16 protein-coding genes and 1 riboswitch are annotated in these 23,497 nt (G+C 65.4%); of the genes, 5 read left to right on the top strand and 11 right to left on the bottom strand.

Annotated features, from left to right (window positions below; translation table 11 throughout):
- The 5 genes from ABIE08_RS21290 to ABIE08_RS21270 form a co-directional block, all read right to left on the bottom strand.
- Positions 1-357, bottom strand: a complete 357-nt coding sequence (locus ABIE08_RS21290; RefSeq protein WP_354553882.1) for an L-rhamnose mutarotase — start codon at positions 355-357, stop codon at positions 1-3.
- Complete coding sequence (locus ABIE08_RS21285; protein WP_354553880.1) at positions 354-1,217, bottom strand: carbohydrate ABC transporter permease; 864 nt, start codon at positions 1,215-1,217, stop codon at positions 354-356. The genes ABIE08_RS21290 and ABIE08_RS21285 overlap by 4 nt, the downstream gene beginning before the upstream one ends.
- Positions 1,214-2,179, bottom strand: a complete 966-nt coding sequence (locus ABIE08_RS21280; RefSeq protein WP_354553879.1) for a carbohydrate ABC transporter permease — start codon at positions 2,177-2,179, stop codon at positions 1,214-1,216. The genes ABIE08_RS21285 and ABIE08_RS21280 overlap by 4 nt, the downstream gene beginning before the upstream one ends.
- Positions 2,180-2,254: 75 nt before the next feature.
- The gene (locus tag ABIE08_RS21275) at positions 2,255-3,568 is read right to left on the bottom strand and encodes an ABC transporter substrate-binding protein (RefSeq protein WP_354553878.1); all 1,314 of its coding nucleotides are present in this window, start codon (positions 3,566-3,568) and stop codon (positions 2,255-2,257) included.
- A gap of 630 nt (positions 3,569-4,198) precedes the next feature.
- Entirely contained in the window at positions 4,199-5,269 is a 1,071-nt protein-coding gene (locus ABIE08_RS21270) for a Gfo/Idh/MocA family protein (RefSeq protein ID WP_354553876.1), read from the bottom strand.
- Between the two features lie 155 nt (positions 5,270-5,424).
- Between ABIE08_RS21270 and ABIE08_RS21265 the strand changes: the two genes are divergently transcribed.
- The 3 genes from ABIE08_RS21265 to ABIE08_RS21255 all read left to right on the top strand — a co-directional run bounded on the left by ABIE08_RS21265 (position 5,425) and on the right by ABIE08_RS21255 (position 9,590).
- The gene (locus ABIE08_RS21265; protein ID WP_354553875.1) at positions 5,425-7,101 is read left to right on the top strand and encodes a hypothetical protein; all 1,677 of its coding nucleotides are present in this window, start codon (positions 5,425-5,427) and stop codon (positions 7,099-7,101) included.
- Between the two features lie 323 nt (positions 7,102-7,424).
- Positions 7,425-8,969 carry a tryptophan halogenase family protein gene (locus tag ABIE08_RS21260; RefSeq protein WP_354553874.1) on the top strand — a complete coding sequence of 515 codons (1,545 nt, stop codon included), beginning with the start codon at positions 7,425-7,427 and terminating at the stop codon, positions 8,967-8,969.
- Positions 8,970-8,999: 30 nt separating this feature from the next.
- Positions 9,000-9,590 (top strand): LysE family translocator, encoded by a 591-nt coding sequence (locus ABIE08_RS21255; RefSeq protein ID WP_354553872.1) that lies wholly within the window; start codon positions 9,000-9,002, stop codon positions 9,588-9,590.
- Positions 9,591-9,836: 246 nt separating this feature from the next.
- Here ABIE08_RS21255 and ABIE08_RS21250 read toward each other — a convergent pair whose 3' ends face one another.
- From ABIE08_RS21250 to ABIE08_RS21225, 6 genes are all read right to left on the bottom strand, one after another.
- Positions 9,837-11,207 carry an alpha-glucosidase/alpha-galactosidase gene (locus ABIE08_RS21250; protein ID WP_354553871.1) on the bottom strand — a complete coding sequence of 457 codons (1,371 nt, stop codon included), beginning with the start codon at positions 11,205-11,207 and terminating at the stop codon, positions 9,837-9,839.
- A gap of 29 nt (positions 11,208-11,236) precedes the next feature.
- Positions 11,237-12,907, bottom strand: coding sequence for an ABC transporter ATP-binding protein (locus ABIE08_RS21245; RefSeq protein WP_354553870.1), 1,671 nt, complete (start codon positions 12,905-12,907; stop codon positions 11,237-11,239).
- 10 nt (positions 12,908-12,917) lie between these two features.
- Positions 12,918-14,066, bottom strand: coding sequence for an ABC transporter permease (locus ABIE08_RS21240; protein WP_354553868.1), 1,149 nt, complete (start codon positions 14,064-14,066; stop codon positions 12,918-12,920).
- Positions 14,063-15,073 carry an ABC transporter permease gene (locus ABIE08_RS21235; RefSeq protein WP_354553867.1) on the bottom strand — a complete coding sequence of 337 codons (1,011 nt, stop codon included), beginning with the start codon at positions 15,071-15,073 and terminating at the stop codon, positions 14,063-14,065. Before ABIE08_RS21235 ends, ABIE08_RS21240 begins: the two co-directional genes overlap by 4 nt.
- Before the next feature lie 87 nt (positions 15,074-15,160).
- Positions 15,161-17,251 (bottom strand): ABC transporter substrate-binding protein, encoded by a 2,091-nt coding sequence (locus ABIE08_RS21230; RefSeq protein ID WP_354553866.1) that lies wholly within the window; start codon positions 17,249-17,251, stop codon positions 15,161-15,163.
- Positions 17,252-17,414: 163 nt separating this feature from the next.
- Positions 17,415-18,890 (bottom strand): alpha-glucosidase/alpha-galactosidase, encoded by a 1,476-nt coding sequence (locus ABIE08_RS21225; RefSeq protein ID WP_354553864.1) that lies wholly within the window; start codon positions 18,888-18,890, stop codon positions 17,415-17,417.
- A gap of 242 nt (positions 18,891-19,132) precedes the next feature.
- Here ABIE08_RS21225 and ABIE08_RS21220 point away from each other — a divergent pair, with 242 nt between their 5' ends.
- Positions 19,133-20,005, top strand: coding sequence for an AraC family transcriptional regulator (locus ABIE08_RS21220; RefSeq protein WP_396306085.1), 873 nt, complete (start codon positions 19,133-19,135; stop codon positions 20,003-20,005).
- Positions 20,006-20,128: 123 nt separating this feature from the next.
- Positions 20,129-20,339: riboswitch (cobalamin riboswitch) on the top strand.
- A gap of 113 nt (positions 20,340-20,452) precedes the next feature.
- Positions 20,453-23,395: a ribonucleoside-diphosphate reductase subunit alpha gene (locus ABIE08_RS21215; RefSeq protein WP_354553862.1), complete on the top strand. Its 2,943-nt coding sequence runs from the start codon at positions 20,453-20,455 to the stop codon at positions 23,393-23,395.
- Positions 23,396-23,497: the final 102 nt, after the last annotated feature.

Here is a 23,497-nt window from a genome sequence, read left to right as displayed (position 1 = left end):
TCAGCCGTCACGGTCGGGCCGGACGGCAAGGCGGAACACTTCGTCGAGCCAGAGCGGTTCGCCATCGGTGGTCTCGTAGCTTTCGAACAGATGCGACAGCGTCGCGGTCCAGCGCTTCTGGATCGCGCTCGCCTGCATGATCGCTTCCGCCGCACGGTAGCCCTCGCGGCCGCGCAGGCGTGAGACGACGATCTCCTCGTGCCGCCAGATCTGGTAATCCTCGAAGCCGGCCGCCTCGATCTCGGCCAGCAGTTCCGGCCAGACGGCGGCGTGCCAGCGGTCATATTCGGGGCCCGCGCCGGGTTTCAGGCGATAGAGGAACAGGACCGGCTCGCCCGGCTTCGGATCGCGCTTCATCGGACGGCTCCCGCGATGGCGCCGGACAGGATCTGGCGCTGGAACAGCATGTAGACGACGATGACCGGGGCCAGCGCCACGATCAGCCCGGCGCTGATCAGGGGGATCGAGACGTCGTATTGGCCGGAAAGCAGCGCCACGCCGACCATCAGCGTCTTCTTGTCGGAGCCGCCCATGATCACCAGCGGCAGCAGCAGATCGTTCCACATCCAGACGAAGTTGAGGATCGACAAAGCGGCGATCGCCGGCGTCGAGATCGGCAGCAGGATGGAGAACAGGATGCGGATGTCGCCGGCGCCGTCGAGCCGCGCCGCCTCGATCAACTCGTCGGGGATGGCGCGGAAATAGGCCGACAGCAGATAGGTGCCGAGCGGCAGGCCGAAGGCGGCATAGGCGAGGATCAGTCCCTGATAGGTGCCGCCGAAGCCCAAATCGAGGATGGTCTCGTAGAGCGGATAGATGATCACCTGGCTCGGGATCACCAGCATGGCGATGACGAACAGGAAGATGTAGTTGCCACCGCGCATCTTCAGCTTGGTGACGGCATAGGCGATGAACAGCGCAGCGACGGTGGAGAGGATCAGCCCGCCCGCCGTGGTGATGATGCTGTTCAGCAGCAGCCGCCAGACCTGCATGCGCTCGAAGGTCTCGATGTAGTTTTCGAAGGTGATGTCGGTGAGGAAGCCAAGCGGATCGGCCGAATAGGCGGCGCGGGTCTTCAGCGAATTGATTACCGTGAAAACAAGCGGATAGAGCGTCACCACGGCGAGCACGACGAGCACCGCCGTGACCAGCCAGCGCGTCAGCACGATGCGCATCGAGCATACCGTCATCTTGTCGGAGGCGGCCGTCGGGGTCATTTCTTCTGCGCTCCTTCGACATACATGCGGCGGACCACGAAGGCCGAGACGATGGCAACGAAGACGAACAGCGCCATGCCGATGGCCGCGCCGAGGCCGCGATCGAGGAACTGGAACGTCGTGGTGAAAACGAGGAATTCCGGCAGCACGGTCGCCGTTCCCGGCCCGCCCTTGGTAAGCGCGTAGATCAGCGGGAACATCCAGATCAGGATGCCCGAGGTGCACAGCACCGCCCAGTAGCCGATCACCGATTTCAGGAGCGGCATGATGATGTGGAAGAGCAGCCGCCAGAAGCCGGCGCCGTCGAGCTTGGCGGCTTCGACGACCTCTTCCGATACGGTCGAGAGCCCGGAGAGATAGGTGAGCACGCCGAGGCCGAAGAAACTCCAGAGCGCGACCGCGGTCAGCGCCAGCAGTGCGCTGGTCGGGCCGTTCAGCCATTCGATGGCGAGCGGCGCCAGGCCGATGGCGCGCAGCACCGCATTGAGCGGGCCGTCCGGCGCCAGGATTTGGCGGAACATGATGCCGACGACGATCGGCGCGATCATATAGGGCAGGAAAAACGCGGCGCGGAAGAACTTCCAGCCCGGCGTCTTCTGGAACAGCAGGAAGGCCAGCACCAGCGGGAGCACGATCCAGACGGGCAGGGTCGCGAAGGCGATCAGCGCGTTGCGGAAGGAGTCATGCACCGACGGGTCGGCCAGCATGGTGCGGTAATTGGCGAGGCCGGCAAAGGTCGGGTCCTCGAAGCCGCGCGTCTCCAGGAAGCTCAGCCAGATGCCGCGCAGCAACGGCACCAGCTTGAACAGGATCGCCAGCGCCAGGCCGGGCAGCACGAACAGAAGCGCGATCAGCGTCTCCTTGCGGATGAACACCCGCCGCGAGCCCGCCGCTCCTGCGCGGCGCGGGTCGCGCTTCGCCATCCGGTTCGGCGCGGTCGCCAGATTGGCCGTTTCAGCCATCGAAATTCCTGCCTGTTGCTGGGGGAGACGGGGAGGACGGCCGGGGCCGTCCTCCCTTGTTGCGTGCGCCAAGCGTTACTGGCGCTTGCTGGGGCTCTGCTCGAGCGCCTTCTGCATGCGGCCGGTCCAATCCTCGACCGACAGACGGCCGAGCGCGACCTCCTGCCAGCCGCGGGCGAGCGCGTCGGCTTCCTGGCCGGAAAGCAGCACGCCGGCATGCAGCGTCGGCGTCTTGATGATCTCGAGGATCTGGGAGAGCGCCTGCGACTTCGGCATGACCGACGGATCGACGTTCTTGTTGAGCGAGATGCCGCCGGCGATCTTGGTCAGCAGTTCGGCATTCTCCTTGCCGGCGATGAACTTCACGAACTTGAAGGCGGCGTCCTTCTTGTCGCTCCAGGAGGTGACGCCGAAGACCGAGCTCTCGATGCCGGAGAAGCTGTTGGCCAGCGGCGCGTCGGCGACAATGGTCGGCCAGCGCATGGCGCCGAGGTTCTCGTCGCCCAGCACCTTGCCGAAGGCGGCCCAGTTCACGGCGTCGGAGATGATCGTGCCGGCGAAGGCGGCATTGCCGCTCTGGAAGATGTCGGCGCCGTCCGGCAGCATGGTGATCGAGGGGGCGCTGGAATTGGTCCAGCCCTTCTCGGTGATCGAGGCGAGTCCCTTGAGGACGTTGACCATCTTCGGGTCGGTCCAGGGCATCTTGCCGGTGAGCATGGCGCGCATGTCGTCTTCGGTCAGGTAGTTGCGCGCGATTTCCGGGAAGTCCCAATAGGCCGGGAAGATGCCGGAAAGGCCGATGGCGAGACAGGTCTTGCCGACCGCCTTCACCTTGTCGCACGCCGCCCCCATCTCGTCCCAGGTCCTGGGCGGGTTGGCCGGATCGAGGCCGGCTTCGGCGAGCACCTTCTTGTTGTAGTACATGACGTTGCCCTGGTAGCCGAAGGGCAGGCCGTAGCAGGCTTTGGTCGTGTCGAAGTTCAGGCAGCCGCCGCTATAGGTGATCAGGTCCTTGCCGGCTTCCAGCACTTCGGGCGGCAGCTCGGCATAGGCGCGGCGGCGGTCGAACAGTTCGAGGCCGGCATTGTTTTCCATCACGTCCGGGCCGCTCTTGGTCGTGATGTAGGGGCCCTGGACTTCCGGATAGCGGTCGAACGGCACCGTCTCGAGCTCGACCTTGATATCCGGGTTCTGCTTCTCGAATTCGGCGACCAGCGCCTTCCAGTAATCCGCGCCGCCCGGCTCCCAGTTCAGGACGCGGATCGTCGTGGTGTCGGCGGCCAGCGCCGCCGAGCCGGCCAAGGCCGTCATCGAGGCGAAGGCGAGGCCGGCGAGCATGGCGCGGGCCGATCGGCGGCGCCCTCCGGCCGCGAGAGAGGTCGATGTCATGGTGTGTCCCTTCCGTCAGGTTTGGTCGCGCTGCTGTTCTGGAATCCGGACCGGACCCGGCGGAGAGCAATCCGCCGCCTGGGTCTGGCCTTCCTTCGGGTCGCCGAGCGGCACGCTTCCAGCGCCGCCATCGCTTGCGCGAGGCAGTCGAAAGAAGGCGCGATTGAAGCGGTCAGCATCCCTGTCACCCCGCCATGGCCGCCTCCCTTGAAACGGGATTTTGCGCGGCCATGCGGCAACGCTAGCACAGCGGTTTTTCTATTGAAATAGTAATTTCTTATAAGAAAGCGCGTTGTCGATTGGGTGGGGAGCGGGCAGGCAAAAGTGATCCGTCGAGCCAGACGCGACGGGTCAAGGCGCTGATAAGATTAAGGATTATTCTGGCGCAAGCCGCCGCGCTCAGCCGTCATCCCGGCGAAGGCCGGGATCCAGAAACACCGGCAGCTGTCCAGCGGGCGGAGGCAGGGCCTGCGAGGATGGTGGCTATGGGCCCCGGCCTTCGCCGGGGCGACGAGGCCGGTGCGCGCAATGCGGTCTTGAGCGCTGGGCAGGCCTCACCCGTCGGCCTTTGGCCGTCGATCCCTTTCCCCGGAAGAGGTGAAAGCCAGATGCCGCGCCGTGGGTCGTCCCCTACACCGTCTGCGGAACGATGCCGCCGAGGCGGCTGGAGGCGAGGCAGGCGTCGACCAGGGCCATGGTTCGGATCGAATCGTGCACGTCAGTGTCGAGCACGCTGTCCTCACCGGCGGCGAAGCGCTGCAGGTTCGACATCACCGCGCCGAACGCATCCGGCACGCGCTCGCCGACCAGCGGAATCGTCGTCCACTCGCCGCCTTCGACGATCACTTCGAGCTTCTCCGGCACCGGCTTCAGATAGTCGTGCAGATAGCCGAGATCGAGATGGGCGCAGCCCTTGGTGCCCTCGACGCGGATGGTCGCGTCGATGTGCTTGGGGCCGTAATTATAAGTATGGTTGAGCGACAGGCAGCAGCGCGCCTTCGGGCCATAATCGAGGATGATGCTGGAACGCGCATCCTTGAGGTCGGGATAGCGCGGATGCGGTACCGCCTTGGCATAGACGCTGTCGGGCTCGCCGAGGATCGAGCGGATCCAGTCGAGATAGTGGATCGAATGCAGCGGGATCTCGACGGCGTCGAGATGCGGGATGAAGGACCACATCTCCCACGGCATGTAGACGGCGAGCCGGACTTCCAGCTCGACGATGTCGCCGAGCAGGCCGCGCCGGACCGCGTCGCGGATCGCCAGCATGGAAGGCGTGTAGCGGAGCTGGAAATTCGTGGCGGCGGTGATTTTTCGCGCGTCGATGGCGGAGAGGATCTGCCGCGCCGCGGCGAGATTGGCGCCGAGCGGCTTCTGGATCAGAGCCACGCTGCCGACCGGCAGTTGCTCGACGGCGCCGAGGATCGCCACCGGCGGCAAAGCGAGGTCGAACACCGTGTCCTCGCTGCGCGCGGCGATCGCCGCCGCCATGCTTTCGTAGACGACGGGGATGTCGAACTGGTCCGCGACCGCGCGCGCCTTGGCCGGGTCGAGATCGAAGATGCCGGCGACGGGCAGGCCGATCTTGCGATAGGCGGGCATGTGGGCGCTGCTGACGATGTCGCCGGCGCCGATCAGGGTGATCGGCCGCGGCCGGCTCGGCATCGGCCAGGTCTGTTCGAGATTCAAGCCAGCCGTCATGCCACCCTCCGAAGCGCCGCCAGAGCGGATCCGGCAGCCTGAAACTGTCTATTTGTATCACTGACGATAGTCGACGTTGATATTTGATAGGAGATGGGCAATCCTGTCAACAACGCGGGCAGTGGCCGCGCGGCAGTCCAGAGGAGGATGACAGGATGGTCGGTACGGGTGAGGTTCGGATCGCGGGGCGGGTCGGGCTGGAGGGTGGCGAACGGCACGTGCATGCGGCACGGCGGCTCCGCGCGGCGTTTCCGATGCTCGAATTCGTGCCCGCCGCCGCGGCATCCTCCAGCCTGCCGGTCATCCGCCTGGTCGAGGACCGGTCGCTGGCCGAGGGCGCCTTCACGCTCACCGTGCGGCCGAAGGACGGCTCGAATGCCGAGATCACCATCGCCGGCGGTCCCTTCTCCGGCGTCATCTATGGCGCGGAAGAGCTGATTTCTCGCGCCCGGATCGAGGGTGGCGCCGTGCAGGTGCCGACCGGCGAGCGCCGCGTCGCGCCGGGCCTTGCCTATCGCACCTTCTGGACCTGGGACCATTCGACCAACTGGGAATTGTCCCAGGTCGGCCACCAGGAAATCGGCGTCTTCAACCCCTATGGCAAGCCGCCTGCCGGCTTCCTCGGCGACTATACGCGTCTCGTCGACTTCGCGAGCCGCAACCGGATCCCCTCGGTCGTCATCTATGGCTTCCTGCGCAATTCGCATGGCGGCATCGAGGCGGCGCAGGAGCTCTGCCGCTACGCGACCGAGCGCGGCGTTCGCATCGTGCCGGGGATCGCCATCGGCTCCTATGGCGGCGTCTACTGGGAGGGCGACCACCCCTACAACCTCGCGACCTGGCTGAAGAAGAATCCGCAGCATGCCGCGACGATGGAGAAGGGCGTCGGCTTCCAGATCGCCGATCTCGACTTCCCGCTCAATTTCCCGCGCTCCGACTACACCATGAGCGCCTGCCCGAGCGCGCCGGAGACGATGGACTGGATGGAGGAGGCGGTCTCCTGGCTCGCCGACACCTTCGAGATCGGCGGCGTCAACATCGAGAGCGGCGACTATGGCGTCTGCGGCTGCGCGCGCTGCGTCGCCCGCCGCAACAACGAGGCCGAGGCCGCCCGCCGCGTCGACGACCATGGCGATTCATGGTCGCATACCGACATGGCCGAAAACTTCCCGCGCCTCTACCGTGCGGCGAAGGCGAAGAAGCCGGACGCCTGGATCTACAGCGAACTGCAGTGGGACAATCTGTTCGATCCCGTCGCGCATGACGCGCAGCGCAGCATGCCGAAGGGCGCGATCTACCAGCACACCACCAACCGCACCTTCTGGGGCCGGTTGCAGAAGGAACTCACGCGGGCCGATGTTGAACGCCTGCCGACGCAGCCCAACGTGCTGCGCTGTCAGTTTGCCTGCCAGTGGAACGGCGATCGCCGCACCGAGCGCTATGCCTTCAACGGCCGCACCTTCGCCGACATGAACAAGTTCTGCACCGATGTCGGCATGGAGGGCTTGACCGTCTGGGGCGAGCCGTCGCCCTACCACGCGACGGTCGAACTCTCCTATCTCGCCTTCGCCCGCTTCGGCTACGAGCCGACGCTGAGCTGGGAGCGCTTCATCGCCGAGGACGCGGCGCCGCTTTTGGGCGGCGTAGCGGCGGCCGAGCGCTTCGTTGCGGTGGCCGAGGAGCTCGACGCCCATATCGAGCTGCCGGTCGAGCGGCTCAAGGCGCTGAAGGGCGAGGCCCGCGAGGCGTCGCGCCATAGCGACGACGAAGTCTCGCGCCGCTGGCTGAGCCTGGAAGACCAGATCGCCCGCCGCGTCTTCATGGGCCGCTAGCGCCAACCTCGGCCTGAACTCCGACTTCTCACCTCTCCCTGAGGGAGAGGTCGGCTCGAAGAGCCGGGTGAGGGTTTAGGAAACCATCCGGTGAAGCCGTAAACCCTCACCCGCCGGCCTTAGGCCGTCGACCTCTCCCTCAGGGAGAGGTGACGGCTGACGCCGGTGTTTCAGGGCAGGGGCATCCTGCTCCCGCTCCAGCACAGGATTACCCGCCATGAGCCAAAATCGCTCTGGAGGCGGGGAAAGTCTGCGTCCTAGACTGATGGAAAAGGGCCGGAGACCGCGAGGTTCTCCCGCCCGACCATCGGGAGGACGGCCGCTTGGCGGAACCAGCACATTTCGTCATTGTCGGCGGCGGCACGGCCGGCTGGCTCACCGCCTTCATCATCGAGGACAGCGCGCGGCGGCAGAAGCTGGATATCCGTGTCTCGCTGGTCGAATCCTCGAAAATCCCCACCGTCGGCGTCGGCGAGGGCAGCACGGCGGCGATGCGCGTGCTGTTCCAGCATTTCGGCATCGACGAATTCGAATTCTTCCGCGAGACCGGCGCCACCTTCAAGCTCGGCATCCGCCATACGGACTGGCGCCGCAAGGGCTTCACCTATTACGGCCCGATCGACGACCCGCATCAGGTCATCGCCGCGCCACCGGGCGCGCCGTCTGATTATCTCAACATTTATTGCGTCGCCGCCGGCCGCAAGGTGCAGGACATGCACCTGTTCGGGCCGCTGCTGGAGCAGAAGAAAGCGCCCTATGCCAGGAAGGCGGACGGTTCGCTGGTGGCGCTCGGTCCGTTCCATCACGCCTTCCATTTCGACCAGGCGCGGGTGGGCAAGTTCCTGAAATCGAAGTCGCGGGGCGTCGCGATCGTCGACGCGGTGATCCAGGGCGTCGAGCGCCACAGGGAGAGCGGCGACATCACCGCCCTGCAGCTCGATAGCGGCGAGCGCCTCGCCGGTGATTTCTTCATCGACGCCAGCGGCTTCCGCAAGCGGCTGATCGTCCAGGAACTGAACGCGCCCTGGATCTCCTACCAGAAGGAACTGCCCGTCAACCGGGCGCTGCCGTTCTGGCTCGACATCAAGCCCGGCGAGGAGATCAACAACTACACCCATGCCTGGGCGCAGGAAGCGGGCTGGATCTGGCAGATCCCGACCCAGGGCCGCTATGGCTGCGGCTATGTCTATTCCGACGAGTTCAAGACGCCGGAGGAGGCGAAGCGCGAGGTCGAAGCGACGCTTGGCCGCGAGATCGAGGTGCGCGACGACATCCGCTTCCAGATCGGCCGGCTGGAAAATGCCTGGATCGGCAATTGCCTCGCCGTCGGCCTGTCGTCGAGCTTCCTGGAACCGCTGGAATCGACCTCGATCCACGGCACGATCGTGCAGATGATGCTGTTCACCCAGCGCTACATGAAGCGGCCGGAGGCGATGACCGACGCCGACCGCGCCGATTACAACCGCCGCGTCGGCCGGCAGGTCGACGACTTCCGCACCTTTGTCAACACGCATTACGTCACCGAGCGCGATGACACGCCGTTCTGGCGCAATGTGAAGGCGGAGCGGCTGCATCCGGAGACGAAGGAGCGCCTTGCGCACTGGAAGCGCGAAATGCCCCGGCGCGAGCATTTTGGCGATTTCCTCGACGGCCTACCGCATGTCGAGACCCAGCTGCATTATCCCGTCCTCGACGGGCTTGGCCTGCTCGACCCGGCCGTGGCGCGGGCCGAGATGGCCAAATCGCCGGCCCTGCGCGCCTTCGCCCGCGAGACCGTGGACAGCCTGGTGAAGGAATACCGGCAGGCGGCCTCAAAAGCGCTCGGCCATGCCGAATTTCTAGAGCATGTGAACCAGCATGGCCGCTGAGCCCAGGGCTGTGCGTAAGCGGGACGTCGCATGACGGCGGTGCCGGCCTTCGTTCTCGCCGTGCTGGCGCTGCTCGCCGTGCCGGGGCCGACCAACACGCTGCTGGCGACCTCCGGCGCCGCGATCGGCATGCGCCGCTCGCTCCGCCTGGTGCCGGCCGAACTCGCCGGTTACGGACTGGCGATCGGCATCCTGATGGGGATCGTCGGGCCGCTGGCTGCGCAGCACCCGATCGTGCCGATCCTGTCGAAAATCGTCGCCAGCCTGTATCTCGCCGGGTCGGCGGTGGCGCTCTGGCGTCAGGCGGCGCGCGAGGCGCTGCCGGGCGGGGCGCCGATCTCGGTCCGGCGGGTGTTCGTCACCACGCTGCTTAATCCCAAGGCGCTGATCTTCGCCTTCGTGATTTTTCCACGCGACCTTGCCAGCCTGCCGGGCTTTGCGGGGTTGTTCTCGGTGCTCGTCGTCGGCGTCGCCTGCAGCTGGATCACGCTCGGCAGTTCGCTGTCGCGTTCGGCCGGCGGCTTCGCCACCCCGGCGCGCGTCTCGCGCCTCGCCGCCGTGGCGCTGGTGGTCTTTGCCTCGGTCATGGCCAGCTCTGCCATCGCCGCCGCGCTCTCCTAAACGAAAAGGCCCCGGCGGAGAAACGCCGGGGCCCCTGCGCGTCGCATGCCGGGGGAGGGGCAGGCTACGCCACGCTCTGATTTGGCTGTCCTCTCCTCTACCTCTCGCCTCAAGGGAGAGGTCGAAGCGAAGCTCCGGGTGAGGGTCTAGGGCACCATCCGGAGAGGCCGAAAGCCCTTACCCGCCGGCCTTTGGCCGTCGACCTCCCCCTCAGGGGGAGGTGAAGAAGGAAGATCCAGCTTCGGATCAGGCGACCCGCTGCTTGGCGGCGCCGCGGGCCCATTCCGGCAGCCACTCGCCATGGGCGGCCAGCAGGTCGTCGACGAGATGCCAGATCTGGTCGAGATCCAGTTCGGCGGCAGTGTGCGGGTCCATCATCGCGGCGTGGTAGATGTGCTCGCGGTTCTCGGTGAGCAGCGCCTTTACCGTCAGTTCCTGCACGTTGATGTTGGTGCGCATCAGCGCGGTCAGCTGCGGCGGCAGTTCGCCGATATAGGTCGGCTGGATGCCCGAGGCGTCGACCAGGCAGGGCACTTCCGCCGCGCAATCGGCCGGCAGCGAGGTGATGCAGCCATTGTTGCGAACATTGCCGTAGATGACGGAGGGTTCGCCGGTCCAGACCGAGTTGATGATCTCGGAGGCGTATTCCTTGCTCTGCGAAACCTCGATTTTGTCGGCCGAGCGGTAGGCCTCGGCCTGGGTCTTCCAGCGGGCGATCTGCTCGATACAGCGCTTGGGGTATTCGTCGAGCGGAATGCCGAACTTCTCGATCAGGTCCTCGCGGCCTTCCTTGATGAAATAGGGCGTGTATTCGGCGAAGTGCTCGGAGCTTTCTGTGACGAAATAGCCGAGGCGCGTCAGCATCTCGTAGCGCACCTTGTTGGGGCAGCGCGGATTCCAGCCGGGCTTTGGTGCACGGCCTTCGCGATAGGCGCGGACCAGGTCCGGGTAGAGGTCGCGATAGGAGCCGTCCTTCTGGCGATGCTCGAACTTCAGGTAGAACGCCATGTGGTTGATGCCGGCGGCGCGGTAGCGGATTTCCTCGTAGGGAATGTCGAGGTCGAGCGCCAGCTCCATCGCCGTGCCCTGCACGGAGTGGCAGAGGCCAACCTGGCGGATGGTCGGATATTTCGCCGTGATCGCCCAGGTGTTGATCGCCATTGGGTTGACGTATTGCAGCAGGATGGCGTTCGGGCAGACGACGAGCATGTCGTCGCAGATCTTCCAGAGATGCGGCACGGTGCGCAAGCCGCGCATAATTCCGCCGACGCCGAGCGTGTCGGCAATGGTCTGGCGCAGGCCGTAGCGCTTCGGCACGTCGAAATCGGTGATCGTGCAGGGATCGTAACCGCCGATCTGGAAGGCGACGACGACGAAATCGGCTCCCTGGAGCGCCTTCTTCTGGTCGGTATAGGTCTCGACCCTGGCCTTCGCGTTGAGGGTCGAGGCGATCTTGCGGACGACGACGGCGCTTTCTTCGAGGCGCTGCGTGTTGATGTCCATCAGCGCGATGGTGGCGCCCGACAGCGCGGGGCGCTGCAGCACGTCGCCGACGATGTTCTTCATGAACACGGTCGAGCCGGCGCCGATGAAGGTGATCCTGGGATTGGCAGTCATGGGGAGAAGCTCCGGGGTAGGCTGATTCGTTAGGCGGCTATTTCGAACGCGGCGCGGACGAGGCGGGCGGTGTATTCGCTTTGCGGCCGGGTCAGCACCTCGCTGACCGGCCCCTGTTCGACGATCTTGCCGTGCTGCATGACGATGACGCGGTGGCAGAGCGCGCGCACCACCTTCAGATCATGCGAGATGAACAGGTAGGAGAGGCCGCGCTCGTCCTGCAGCTTGCGCAGGAGATCGATGATCTGCGCCTGCACGGACAGGTCGAGCGCCGAGGTCGGCTCGTCGAGCAGGATGAATTCGGGCTCCAGCGCGATGGCGCGGGCGATGGCGATGCGCTGGCGCTGGCCGCCGGAGAACTCGTGCGGAAAGCGCGACAGGATGGTGTCGGGCATGCCGGAATCGCGCAGCGCCTGGCGCACGCGGTCGAGCCGGTCCTGGCGACTTGAGCCGATGTCGTTGACAACAAGCCCTTCCTCGATGATCTGGCCGATCGACATGCGCGGGTTGAGCGACGAGAACGGGTCCTGGAAGACGATCTGCATGCGCGAGCGCAGCGGCCGCATCGCCTTGCGGTCCTTGTCGTGGATGGTCTCGCCGTCAAAGACGATTTCGCCGGTCGAATGCTGGATTAGCCGGATCAGCGCCTGGCCGAACGTGGTCTTGCCTGAACCGGATTCGCCAACGATACCAAGGGTTTCGTGGCGTCGCAATTCGAGGCTGAGATTGTCGCAGGCGAGCAGCTGGAAGAAGTCCGGCTTGAAGATGCCGCCCCGCTTCAGCGTGTAGGCGACGCGCACATTGCGGCCTTCGAGGATCACCGGCGTGCCCTCGGGCAGCGGGTTGGCGGATCCCTTCGGCTCGGAGGCGAGCAGGTGGCGCGTATAGGCGTGGCGCGGGCTCTGGAACAGCGTCTCGGTGACGTTGTGCTCCTTCACCTCGCCATGCTGCATCACATAGACATAGTCGGAGAACTGCCGGACGATGGTGAGATCGTGGGTGATCAGGATCACCGCCATGCCGTAGCGCTTCTGCAATTCGCGGATCAGGTTGAGGATCTGCGCCTGCACGGTGACGTCGAGTGCGGTGGTCGGTTCGTCGGCGATCAGGATGTCCGGGCGGTTGGCGAGCGCCATGGCGATCATGACGCGCTGGCGCTGGCCGCCGGAAAGCTGATGCGGATATTGCTTGATGCGCGCTTCCGGGTCCGGGATCTGCACTTCCTTGAGCAGTTCGAGCACGCGTGCCTTGGCGTCGGTGCGGGTCATCTTGCGGTTGTGGATGTGCAGCACCTCGGCGATCTGCTGGCCGATGGTGTAGACCGGGTTCAGGGAGCTCATCGGCTCCTGGAAGATCATCGCGAAGCGGTTGCCGCGCAGCTTGCGCTTGGCGACCGGGTTGAAGGCCAGCACGTTCTTGCCCTCGAACTCGATGCGCGCCTCCTTGGCGACGCTGGCCCGCTTCGACAGCAGCCCCATGATCGTGCGCGCCGTCACCGATTTGCCGGATCCGGATTCGCCGACGATGGCGATCGTCTCGCCCTTGTGCAGCTGGAACGACACGTCGCGCACCGCCTCGACCGAGCCGCCTTCGACCTTGAAGGTGACGGCGACGTTGCGGGCATCGAGGATCAGCTCGCGGCCATGCGCGTTCAGGTCGTAGCGTTCGGCCGGGGCGAATTCGTTGGGGGTCAAGGCCATGAGGCTCCGCCTAGTAGGGGTCGATCGCGTCGCGCAGGCCATCGCCCAGCGCGTTGAACGCGAAGACGGTGATCAGCACGAAGACGACGGGGGAGAGGATCCACGGATAGGAGCCGATCACCGAAAAGGCGCCGGTATCCTGCAGCATCAGGCCCCAGGAGATCAGCGGCGGCTTCACGGCGAAGCCGAGGAATCCTAGGAAGGATTCCAGCAGCACGATCGTCGGGATCGCCAGCGTCACGCCGACGATGACGTGGCTCATGACGTTGGGCAGGATGTGGCGGAAAATGATCCGCCCGTCCCCGGCGCCGATCGCCATGGCCGCGCGGACATATTCGATGCGGGCCAGCGCCAGGGTCTTGCCGCGCACCTCCCGAGAGAGCTGCGCCCAGCCGAGCGCCGCCATCACGCCGATGACGAAGGCGATGAAGACGTTGGAAGGCGCGGTGATCGGGATCAGCGAGGTCAGGGCCAGGTAGAGCGGCAATTGCGGGAAGGCCAGCACCAGCTCGACGAAGCGCTGTACCCAGGCGTCGATCCGCCCGCCCATATAGCCCGAGGTGATGCCGATCGTGGTGCCGACCGTGGTCGTGATGAACACGACGATCAGCGCGATGGTGAGCGAGATCCGGGATCCCACAATGCCGCGGGAAAGAATGTCGCGACCGAACTTGTCGGTGCCGAGCAGGTGGATCGGCGCCCCGTCGCGCGAGCCGAACAGATGGATGTTGGACGGGATCAGCCACAGGATCTTGTAGTCGAAGCCGCGCACGAACAGGCTGAGCACATGCGGGTTTTCGAGGTCCGGCCCGTTCATCGGCTGGAACGTCACCGGATCGAGCTCGTCCGTCTCGACGATCGGATAGATGTACGGAATGAGGCTGAACGAGCCGTCCGGCTTGAAGAAGCTGATGTGATCGGGCGGCGCGAAGCCGATGCCGTTGGCGCGCGGATCGACGGGGGCGACGAAATCCGCGAACAGCGCCATCAGCAGCAGCCCGACGACCATCACCAGACCGATCATGCCCATGACGGAGCGGCGGAAGCGGCGCCACACCAGGGCGAAATAGCCCTCATTGCCATGTGCGAAACGGGCGCTCGGCACGGCGGGCGAAGCGGCGGGCGGCACGGTGGCCGTGGTCTCGGTCACGTCGGTCATTCCTTGCCTCCGCCCAGGCGCACGCGCGGGTCGAGCAGCGCCAGCAGCATGTCGGCGATGATGTTGCCGATGATCAGGGTTGTCGCCAGAACCAGCATGAAGGTGGCGGTGACATAGACGTCGCCGACCGCCATCGAGCTGACGATGGCCGGGCCGACGGTGGCGAGCGAGAAGACGATCGCCACCTCGATCTCGCCGGTCAGCATGTAGGGCAGCACGACGCCCTGATACATGACGAGCGGGTGCAGCGCGTTGGGCACGGCGTGGCGCAGGATCACCTGCGATTCCGGCAGGCCTTTCGCGCGGGCCGTCTCGACATACTGGGCGTTGAGCGTGTCGAGCAGATTGCCGCGCATGACGCGCATGTTGTAGGCGAGGCCGCCGAAGGTCGCGATCGCGACGACCGGCCAGACATGCTTCACCAGATCGACGAACTTGGCCCAGGACCAGGGCGCGCCGCCATATTGCGGCGAGAAGAAGCTGCCGATCTCCTGCACGTTCAGTTTGAAGGCGAGCAGGTAGACGATGATGATCGCGATCAGGAAGCGAGGCACGGTCATGCCGAGGAACGACACGAAGGAGAGCACCGAGTCGATCCAGCTATACTGGCGGGTCGCGGCGATGATGCCGAAGGTGATGCCGATGATCGACGCCAGGATGTGGCAGGTCAGCGCCAGCAGCAGGGTGCGCGGCAGCCGTTCGGCTACGACCGTCGAGACGGGCTTGTTGTAGAAGAAGCTGTCGCCGAAATCGAAGCGGGTGAGGATCCCCCAGAGCCATTTGAAATACTGGAGGACGACGGGATCGTTGAGGCCATGCGCCTGGCGATAGGCCTCGGCCTGCGCCTCGGCGACGACGGCGGAGGCGCCGCCCTGGTTCATCAACTGGGCGCGGATGAAATCACCATAGTCGCCGGGCGGCGCCTGGATGATTGCGAAGGTCACGACGCTGAGAACGAACAGCACCGGGATCGCCGATAGAATCCGCATGGTCAGGAAGCGCAACATTGGGGCAACAGCTCCCTGTTCTGGGCTAGAGGGGAACAAGGGGGCGGCAGCCCGCCCCCTTGTCCGGATCGATGGATCGGCTCGGGCTTAACCTTTGGCCGGTCCGCCCTTGTCGCCGGGCGCGCCGGGCAGCGTTTCCGGGAACAGTTCGTACTTGCCCTGCTTGTCGGTCGGGACGAACACGCGCTCGCGGATGATGCTGTCCTCGGCCCAGTTGAACAGGTTGATCGGCACGCCCTTCGGGATGTTGGCGAAGCGCTTGTTGATGATCAGCGCACCCGGATACTGCGTCAGGCCGATGCCGTAGACATTCTCCGTGTAGAGCTTCTGGAACTGCTTCATCAGCGCCAGCTTCTCGTTCGCGTCCGGCGTCGTGATGAACTTGTTCACGACGTCGACGATCTCCTTCTCGAAGGGCAGCAGGTCGAGCTGGCCGTCCTTGCCGGCACGGTGGAACCAGCTGGTCTTCGGCCCGAGCGGCGCCAGGTTGACGGTCTTCTGCACGACCGAGGTCAGGTCTTCCTGGTTGCGGAAGATCATCCAGTCGAACTGGCCGCCCTGCTGCAGCGCGTCGCGCTGCTTGCCCTCGACCTGGTTGAGCAGGACGCGGATGCCGAGCGGCTCCATCATCGCCACGACGCCGTCGGCGAGACTCTTGTCGGTCTGGTAGTCGGCATTGACGAGGAGGGTGACCTCGACGTTCTTGCCGCCCGCCGTTCCGGCCGGGAAGTTGACGATGCCGTCGCCATCGGTGTCCTTCAGGCCCGCCAGCGCCAGTTCAGCCTTGGCGCCTTCGAGATCGAAGGGATAGTAGGCGGTCGAATCCTTGTCGTAGTAGGTCGTGCCGGAATAGATGCCGCCGGGATAAATGGTCGTGAACGGACCCTTGACCAGCGACTCGCCGAGGCGCTTGCGGTCGACCGCCGAGGTGATCGCCTTGCGGAAATGCTCGTTGCGGTTCAGCTCGCGCACGGCCTGGGCGCGCTCGTCCGGCTCGCCCCAGCCATTGGCCGAGAGGTTCGTATAGAGCGAATAGCCGATGATGCGTGGGCCGAATTCCAGGCGGGCCGGCGCGTCGGCGCTTGCCGAGCGCTTGAGCGCCTCGACGAAGCTTTCCGGCTGCTCGAGATTGGCGAAATCGCCCGATCCGGCCACGGCCTGGACGTCGCGATCGGCCCAGGTCGAGAGCTTGTAGTGCAGCTCGTTCAGGTAGGGCAGCTGGTTGCCCGCCTCGTCGACCTTCCAGTAATAGGGATTGCGCCGCATGACGATGATGTCGTCGGGGCGATACTCGACAGGAGCCCACGCACCCATCACTGGAATGTTCATGTATTCCGGCGGGAAGGCGTTCTTGTACTGCTCGTAGGTGTTCTTCGAGTATTTGGGATGCTGCGGCTTCAGGATATGCGCCGGGCCGGGGCAGAAGGTGCCATAGGCCATCTGGTAGAGATACTGCTTCGGGAAGGCTTCCTTGAAGGTCCAGATCAGCGTGTAGTCGCCATCGGCCTTCAGCGTCGTGCCTTCGCCGAACGAGCCGGGCGCGGCGCCGTTCAGCGGCGTGACGTTCGGATCGTTGACGTTGTCGTCCCAGTAGAACATCGCGTCGGCGGTGGTGAACGGCTGTCCGTCCGACCACTTCGCGCCTTCGATGAGGTGCATGGTCAGGGTGTGGCCGTCTTCCGACCATTCCCAGCTCTTGGCGAGGTTCGGCAGCGGCTGCAGCTCATCCGCCTTGATCTGGAACAGCGGACCCGAGCGGGTCAGGCATTCGGAGAGGCCGATATCGATGCCGCCCCAGCCCTGCGACTGGCCGCCAATGTAGTTCCAGCCTTCCGGGCGGCCGCCGATGACATGGCGCATCGTGTCGCCATAGACGCCGAGGCCATCGACCATGTTGCCGGTCTTGTAGACCATCGGCTCCTTGGGGAGGCGGTCCTTGACGGCGGGCAGCTTGCCGGTCGAGACGAAGTTCTTCGTGACCCAATCGGGCTCGTGATATTCGGGCAGCGCCTTGAATTCGAGCATGTCGGCCGCGCCGACATAGTCGATCTTGCCCTGGGCGTCGAATTTCGGCGGATCGGGCGGCGTGATCGGCGGCTTCACCTGGGCCTGCGCGGCCAGGACCGAAACGCCCAGAAGCAGGCCGGCTCCACCAAGAGCCAATGCGTATCTGTTCATAGTTCCTCCCCTTTGAACGGCACCGGCGCGACGCGCCGGCACCCGTTTCTTCTGCCTTCCATGGCGGCCTCCCGCGAAGCGCCGTCCCAAGGGCGCGACATGGGTTGCCGATCCGGCGCGATGGCTCCTCCCGCCGCGCCGGATCCAGCTTTCGGCCCGGCGGCTACTCTGCCGCCTCGGCCTTTTCCTTGGCCCGCTCGGCGCGGACTGTCTCGATGCCCCGGACCTCGCGCCGCGCCGCGCCCTGCCAGTCGCGCGTGGCGACGGTCTTGTTGGCCAGGCGCGCCTTGGCGTCGTCGATGGCGTGGGCGTATTGCGGCAGCCAGCGCGCCTGGGCGACCAGCATCTCGTCGACCATCTGCCAGACCTCGTCCGGCGAGCAGATCGCACCGACCAGCGGGTCATGCAGCACGGCGAGCTTCAAGAGCTCGACATCGCCGGTGACGGCGGCGTGGACGGCCATGCGCTGGACATTGATCGACGACAGGCAGGTGGCGGCGCAGGCTTCCGGCAGCTTGATGCCGGCCGTCATGTTGAGGCCGAAACGGTCGACGAAGCCCGTCGATTCGATGATCGCATCCTCGGGCAGGTTGGTGATGATGCCGCGGTTCTTGACGTTGAAGTGGCCGCGATAGACGCGCCCGGTCTCCAGCGCCTCGAGGATGTGGCTGGCGTGCTCGTTCGAGCGCTTCTTCGGGTCGAGCGGCTTGCCGGCGTCCTCCAGGAACTTCGGGAAGTCGGTCTCGAACCAGTTGCGGGTCTCGGTCGAGTGGCGGAGATAGCCGCCGGTCTCGCCATGGATCCAGTTCGACATGTCGATCCAGCGATGGATCTCGTCCGGCCGCTTGCGGTACCAGGGCAGGTATTCCGACAGATGGCCGTTGCTCTCGGTCGAATAGAAGCCGAAGCGCTTCAGGACGTCGATGCGGACCTTCTCCTGCTGCGAGAAGACGGGATGCGCCTCGAAGGCGGCGACCAGCTCGTCTTTGCCGATCTTGCGGCCGCGGAAGCGGATGTCGACATACCAGGTCTGGTGGTTGATGCCGGAGCAGATGAATTCCAGCTCGCTCTCGTCGGTCGCGCCCAGCACTTCGGCGATCTGTTCGCCGCCATGCTGCACGCCGTGGCAGAGGCCGATCGTGTCGACCTTGCCGTATTCGATCGCCGCCCAGGTGTTCATCGCCATCGGGTTGGCATAGTTCAGGAAGCGCGCGCCCGGCTCGGCGACCTCGCGGATATCCTTGCAGAAGTCGAGGATAACCGGGATGTTGCGCTGGCCGTACAGAATGCCGCCGGCGCAGATCGTGTCGCCGACGCACTGGTCGACGCCATATTGGAGCGGGATGCGGATATCGTCGGCATAGGCCTCGAGCCCGCCGACGCGCACGCAGCTGATGACGTAGCGCGCGCCGGTCAGCGCCTCGCGCCGGTTGGCGGTCGCCGTGATCTTGGTCGGCAGCTTGTTCTCCGCGACCATGCGGTCGAGGATCTGCCGGACCATGGTCAGATTGTGCTCGCTGATGTCGGTCAGCGCGAATTCGACCTCGCGCAGTTCCGGCACGCAGAGGATGTCGGAGACCAGCTTCTTGGTGAAGCCGACGCTGCCGGCGCCGATGATGGCGATCTTGAAACTGGACATGGCGTTTCTGGGGTTCCTCGGAGGCGGCCGGCGCGCCCTGGGCGCGGTTCCTGGCAAGAGAGCTCGAATGGGGCGGTCAGAAAGGTACGGAATTGCCTCGATTTCGGCGGGGTTTCGGCAGCCTCGGGTGGTATTGGCTCATGCTGCTGCTCTTTTTTATCGCCCGGCCGCTTGGCTCGAGGCTAGTATGCGCAAGGTTCATGCGTGAACCAGAGAGAATTTGTGCTTTCGTGGGTGATTTTATGCTCGGAGAATTGGCCCAGCGTGCCCCGGTCATGAAGACCGTATCGCTGCCCCGCGGCCGCCACCGGCTGCACACCATGCCGACCAGCACCGGCTACGAAATCCGCACCGATTCGAGCTATAGCTGGGATGGTCGCAAGCGGGGCCAGACGCCGTTCACCGTGCTCCAGCACACCGTCGCCGGCTCCGGCAAGCTGCGCTACGACCGGCGTCATTACCGGATCGGACCGGGCGAGACGATGCTGGTCGTCGTGCCGCACAATCACTGCTATTCGGTCGAGCCGGGAACCCCCTGGGAGTTCTTCTGGATCTCGATGAACGGGCAGGAGGCGCTGCGCATCCACCGCCAGATCCTGGAGGCGACGGGGCCGGTCTTGCGGCTGCGGCCCGACACGATCGACCATCTCGCCGATTGCAGCCTGCGGCTGATCGATGGGGGCGGCGAAACGCCCGGCGCCGCCTCGGCCGTCGCCTATGAGGCGGCGACCGCGCTCTATGACGACGTGTTCGGCTCGCATGGCGCGTCGCTGGCCGACAATGGCGTGATCCAGCGGGTGGTCGAGCACATCCTCGCCAATCTCGACAAGCCGCTCTCCGTGCCGGAACTGGCGGAATTCTCCGGCTTCAGCCGGGCGCATTTCTCGCGCATGTTCGCGGCGAGCGAGGGCATGCCGCCGGCCGAATTCGTGCTGCAGGAGCGGATGCGACGCGCCGCCCGTCTGCTCGCCGGCCAGCAGGTGCTGTCGGTCAAGGAAGTGGCGGTGCTGTCGGGCTTCGACGATTCGAACTATTTCGCCAAGGTGTTCCGCCGCTTCTTCGGCACCAGTCCGACCGAGTTCCGCACCACCGGCATGTATGCGAGCGCCAGCTAAAGCGGCAGTTGGGAGGAATTTCCACAGCCGGGAATTGGCGGGTCGGCTTCGGAATGCGGCCGGGCCGCCGATTCGCAATCCTGTCAACAATAACTAGATATTGACGATGGAGGCGCATGGGCGTCTACATCTGCGTGTCGAGGTTCTCCTGAGTCGCAAGACCCAGGGCTAAGAGGGAATGCCGGAACGCCCGAAAGGGTGGAGCCGGAGCTGCCCCCGCAACTGTGAACGGCGAGTGTCTGCCCGGAGAGACCACTGGGACCGCGAGGTCCCGGGAAGGTGGGCAGAGCGACGACCCGTGAGCCAGGAAACCTGCCCCGACAGACTGAAAGAATCCTCGGGCGGGGTGTCCCGGTGGAGCGCTGGTTTCGTGCGGCCTTTTTGGGGGCCGTTCGTCCTGTTCGCTTCGCTCGGCCTTTGCTCCCAACCAATTTTGGGCTGAAGCCGATGACACAGACGATTGATCAAGACCGTAGCGCGCCGGTCGCCTCCTATCCTTCGCTTTCGCCGGCCCCCGTACCGTCCAAGCCTTCCGCCGCCGCCACGCCGGCCTTTCACGTCATCCGCCGCAACGGCTCGCTGTCGGATTTCGATGCGTCCAAGATCGCCGTCGCGCTGACCAAGGCGTTTCTCGCCGTCGAGGGCAACAGCGCCGCCGCCTCGCGCCGCGTGCATGAGATCGTCGACGACCTGACCGGCCAGATCGTCAGCGCGCTGACGCGCCGCGTCGGCTCCGATCGCGCGCTCCATATCGAGGACGTGCAGGACCAGGTCGAGCTGGCGCTGATGCGCGGCGAGCACCACAAGGTCGCCCGCGCCTATGTTCTGTATCGCGAGGAGCGCGCCCGCGCCCGCCGCACCGCCGAGGCGGTCGCCCCGGTCGGCGCGCCGCTGCTGCAGGTGCGCGGCGCCGATGGCGTGCTGCGTCCGCTGGATGAGCGCCGCCTGCAACTCGTCGTCGACGAGGCCTGCGCCGGGCTTGCCGATGTCGATGCCGGCGCGATCCTCTCGGAAACCCGCCGCAATCTTTATGACGGCATTTCGCTGGCCGAATTGGCGCTGGCCCCGGTGATGGCCGCCCGCACGCTGGTCGAGAGCGAGCCCAACTACGCCTTTGTCAGCGCCCGCCTGCTGCTCGATATGCTGCGCGCCGAGGCGGTTTCCTTCGTGCAGGGCATTCCGGTCCAGCCGACGCAGAGCGAGATGGCCGGCCGCTATGCCGACTATTTCCCGGCCTTCATCCGGGTCGGCATCGAGCATGAACTGGTCGATGGCGAGCTTGGCCGCTACGATCTGGTCCGCCTCGCCGCTGCGCTAAAACCCGAGCGGGACCTGAACTTCCAGTTCCTTGGCCTGCAGACCCTCTACGACCGCTATTTCCTGCAGACCGGCGGCACCCGCATCGAGCTGCCGCAGGCCTTCTTCATGCGCGTCGCCATGGGGCTGGCGATCCGCGAGATCGACCGCGAGGCGCGGGCAATCGAGTTCTACAATCTGCTGTCGTCCTTCGACTTCATGGCCTCGACGCCGACCCTGTTCAATTCGGGCACGCTGCGGCCGCAGCTTTCGTCCTGCTTCCTCACCACCGTGCCGGACGATCTCGAGGGCATCTTCAAGTCGGTGAAGGACAATGCGCTGCTGGCGAAGTATTCCGGCGGGCTGGGCAATGACTGGTCGCGCGTGCGCGGCCTCGGAGCACACATCAAGGGCACCAATGGCGAGAGCCAGGGCGTGGTGCCGTTCCTGAAGGTGGCGAACGACACGGCGATCGCCGTCAACCAGGGCGGCAAGCGCAAGGGCGCCGTCTGCGCCTATCTCGAGACCTGGCATGTCGACATCGAGGAATTCCTCGATCTCCGCAAGAACACCGGCGACGACCGCCGCCGCACGCATGACATGAACACCGCCAACTGGGTGCCGGACCTGTTCATGCAGCGCGTCGCCGAGGATGGTCCGTGGACCCTGTTCTCGCCCGACGAGACGCCGGACCTGCACGATCTCTACGGCCCCGCCTTCCAGCGCGCCTATGAGAGCTATGAGGCGAAGGCGAAGCGCGGTGAGATGCGCGTCCACAAGGAGGTCAAGGCGACCGACCTTTGGCGCCGCATGCTGACCATGCTGTTCGAGACCGGACATCCCTGGATCACCTTCAAGGATCCCTGCAACATCCGCTCGCCGCAGCGCCATGCCGGCGTCGTGCATTCGTCCAATCTCTGCACCGAGATCACGCTCAACACGTCGAATGACGAGGTCGCGGTCTGCAATCTCGGCTCGATCAACCTCGCTCATCATATCGTTGGCGACGGCCTCGATCTCGACCGGTTGGCGCGCACCGTCCAGACGGCGATGCGCATGCTCGACAATGTCATCGACATCAATTTCTACACCATCCCCGAGGCGCGCCGCTCCAATTTGCGTCACCGCCCGGTCGGCCTCGGCCTGATGGGCTTCCAGGACGCGCTGCAGGCGCTGCGCATTCCCTATGCCTCGGAAGCCGCCGTCCGCTTCGCCGATGAGAGCATGGAGGCGATCTCCTTCCATGCGATCTCGGCCTCGACCGACCTCGCCGCCGAGCGCGGCCGCTATCCGAGCTTCGACGGCTCGCTCTGGTCGCAGGGCATTTTGCCGATCGACTCGGTGGAGCTGCTGGCCGAAGCGCGCGGCGGGCTGGAGCTCGATCGTTCGACCGTGCTCGACTGGGAAGGCCTGCGCGAGCGGGTCAAGACGGTCGGCATGCGCAATTCAAACACCATGGCGATCGCGCCGACGGCAACGATCTCCAACATTTGCGGCGTGGCGCAGTCGATCGAGCCGGCCTACCAGAACCTGTTCGTCAAATCGAACATGTCGGGCGACTTCACCGTGGTGAACGCGGCGCTCGTGCATGATCTCAAGGCGCGCGGCCTCTGGGACGAGGTGATGGTGTCGGATCTCAAATATTTCGACGGCAGTATCGGCCCGATCGACCGCATCCCGGACGATCTGAAGGCGCTCTACGCGACCGCTTTCGAGATCGACTCGGCCTGGCTGATCGAGGCGGCGGCGCGGCGGCAGAAGTGGATCGACCAGGCGCAGTCGCTCAACCTCTACATCGCCAATCCCTCGGGCAAGAAGCTCGACGCGCTCTATCGCCTCGCCTGGCAGCGCGGCCTGAAGACGACCTATTACCTGCGCTCGCGCTCGGCGACGCATGTCGAGAAGTCGACGCTGAAGGGTACGGACGGCAAGCTCAATTCGGTCTCGGCCGTGCTCGCCACCGCCCCGGTCGCCGCTGCGCCGATCGTGGTGCCGGCTGCGAAGCTGGCACCGGCTCCGATCGCGATCCCGATCGGCGAAGCCTGGGGCCAGGCGTGTTCCATCGACGACCCCGACTGCGAAGCCTGCCAGTAGGGGGGCTTGGACTTGCGATGCCGAGCTGCAGGGATCGGGATGCAAGCAAGACCCTCACCCAACCCTCTCCCGCAAGCGGGCGAGGGCTCTTCAGCCGGGGCG

Origin of the sequence: Kaistia defluvii, assembly GCF_040548815.1 — a bacterium.
In the GTDB taxonomy this organism is placed as follows: Bacteria; Pseudomonadota; Alphaproteobacteria; order Rhizobiales; family Kaistiaceae; genus Kaistia; species Kaistia defluvii_A.
The sequence above is the reverse complement of the archived record's forward strand: the minus strand, read 5'-3'. Positions and strand labels throughout refer to the sequence as shown.

Coding starts and splice junctions, on each gene's coding strand:
- ABIE08_RS21290 (WP_354553882.1), bottom strand. CDS start 357: ATGAAGCGCGATCCGAAGCCGGGCGAGCCGGTCCTGTTCCTCTATCGC.
- ABIE08_RS21285 (WP_354553880.1), bottom strand. CDS start 1,217: ATGACCCCGACGGCCGCCTCCGACAAGATGACGGTATGCTCGATGCGC.
- ABIE08_RS21280 (WP_354553879.1), bottom strand. CDS start 2,179: ATGGCTGAAACGGCCAATCTGGCGACCGCGCCGAACCGGATGGCGAAG.
- ABIE08_RS21275 (WP_354553878.1), bottom strand. CDS start 3,568: ATGACATCGACCTCTCTCGCGGCCGGAGGGCGCCGCCGATCGGCCCGC.
- ABIE08_RS21270 (WP_354553876.1), bottom strand. CDS start 5,269: ATGACGGCTGGCTTGAATCTCGAACAGACCTGGCCGATGCCGAGCCGG.
- ABIE08_RS21265 (WP_354553875.1), top strand. CDS start 5,425: ATGGTCGGTACGGGTGAGGTTCGGATCGCGGGGCGGGTCGGGCTGGAG.
- ABIE08_RS21255 (WP_354553872.1), top strand. CDS start 9,000: ATGACGGCGGTGCCGGCCTTCGTTCTCGCCGTGCTGGCGCTGCTCGCC.
- ABIE08_RS21250 (WP_354553871.1), bottom strand. CDS start 11,207: ATGACTGCCAATCCCAGGATCACCTTCATCGGCGCCGGCTCGACCGTG.
- ABIE08_RS21245 (WP_354553870.1), bottom strand. CDS start 12,907: ATGGCCTTGACCCCCAACGAATTCGCCCCGGCCGAACGCTACGACCTG.
- ABIE08_RS21240 (WP_354553868.1), bottom strand. CDS start 14,066: ATGACCGACGTGACCGAGACCACGGCCACCGTGCCGCCCGCCGCTTCG.
- ABIE08_RS21235 (WP_354553867.1), bottom strand. CDS start 15,073: ATGTTGCGCTTCCTGACCATGCGGATTCTATCGGCGATCCCGGTGCTG.
- ABIE08_RS21230 (WP_354553866.1), bottom strand. CDS start 17,251: ATGAACAGATACGCATTGGCTCTTGGTGGAGCCGGCCTGCTTCTGGGC.
- ABIE08_RS21225 (WP_354553864.1), bottom strand. CDS start 18,890: ATGTCCAGTTTCAAGATCGCCATCATCGGCGCCGGCAGCGTCGGCTTC.
- ABIE08_RS21220 (WP_396306085.1), top strand. CDS start 19,133: ATGCTCGGAGAATTGGCCCAGCGTGCCCCGGTCATGAAGACCGTATCG.
- ABIE08_RS21215 (WP_354553862.1), top strand. CDS start 20,453: ATGACACAGACGATTGATCAAGACCGTAGCGCGCCGGTCGCCTCCTAT.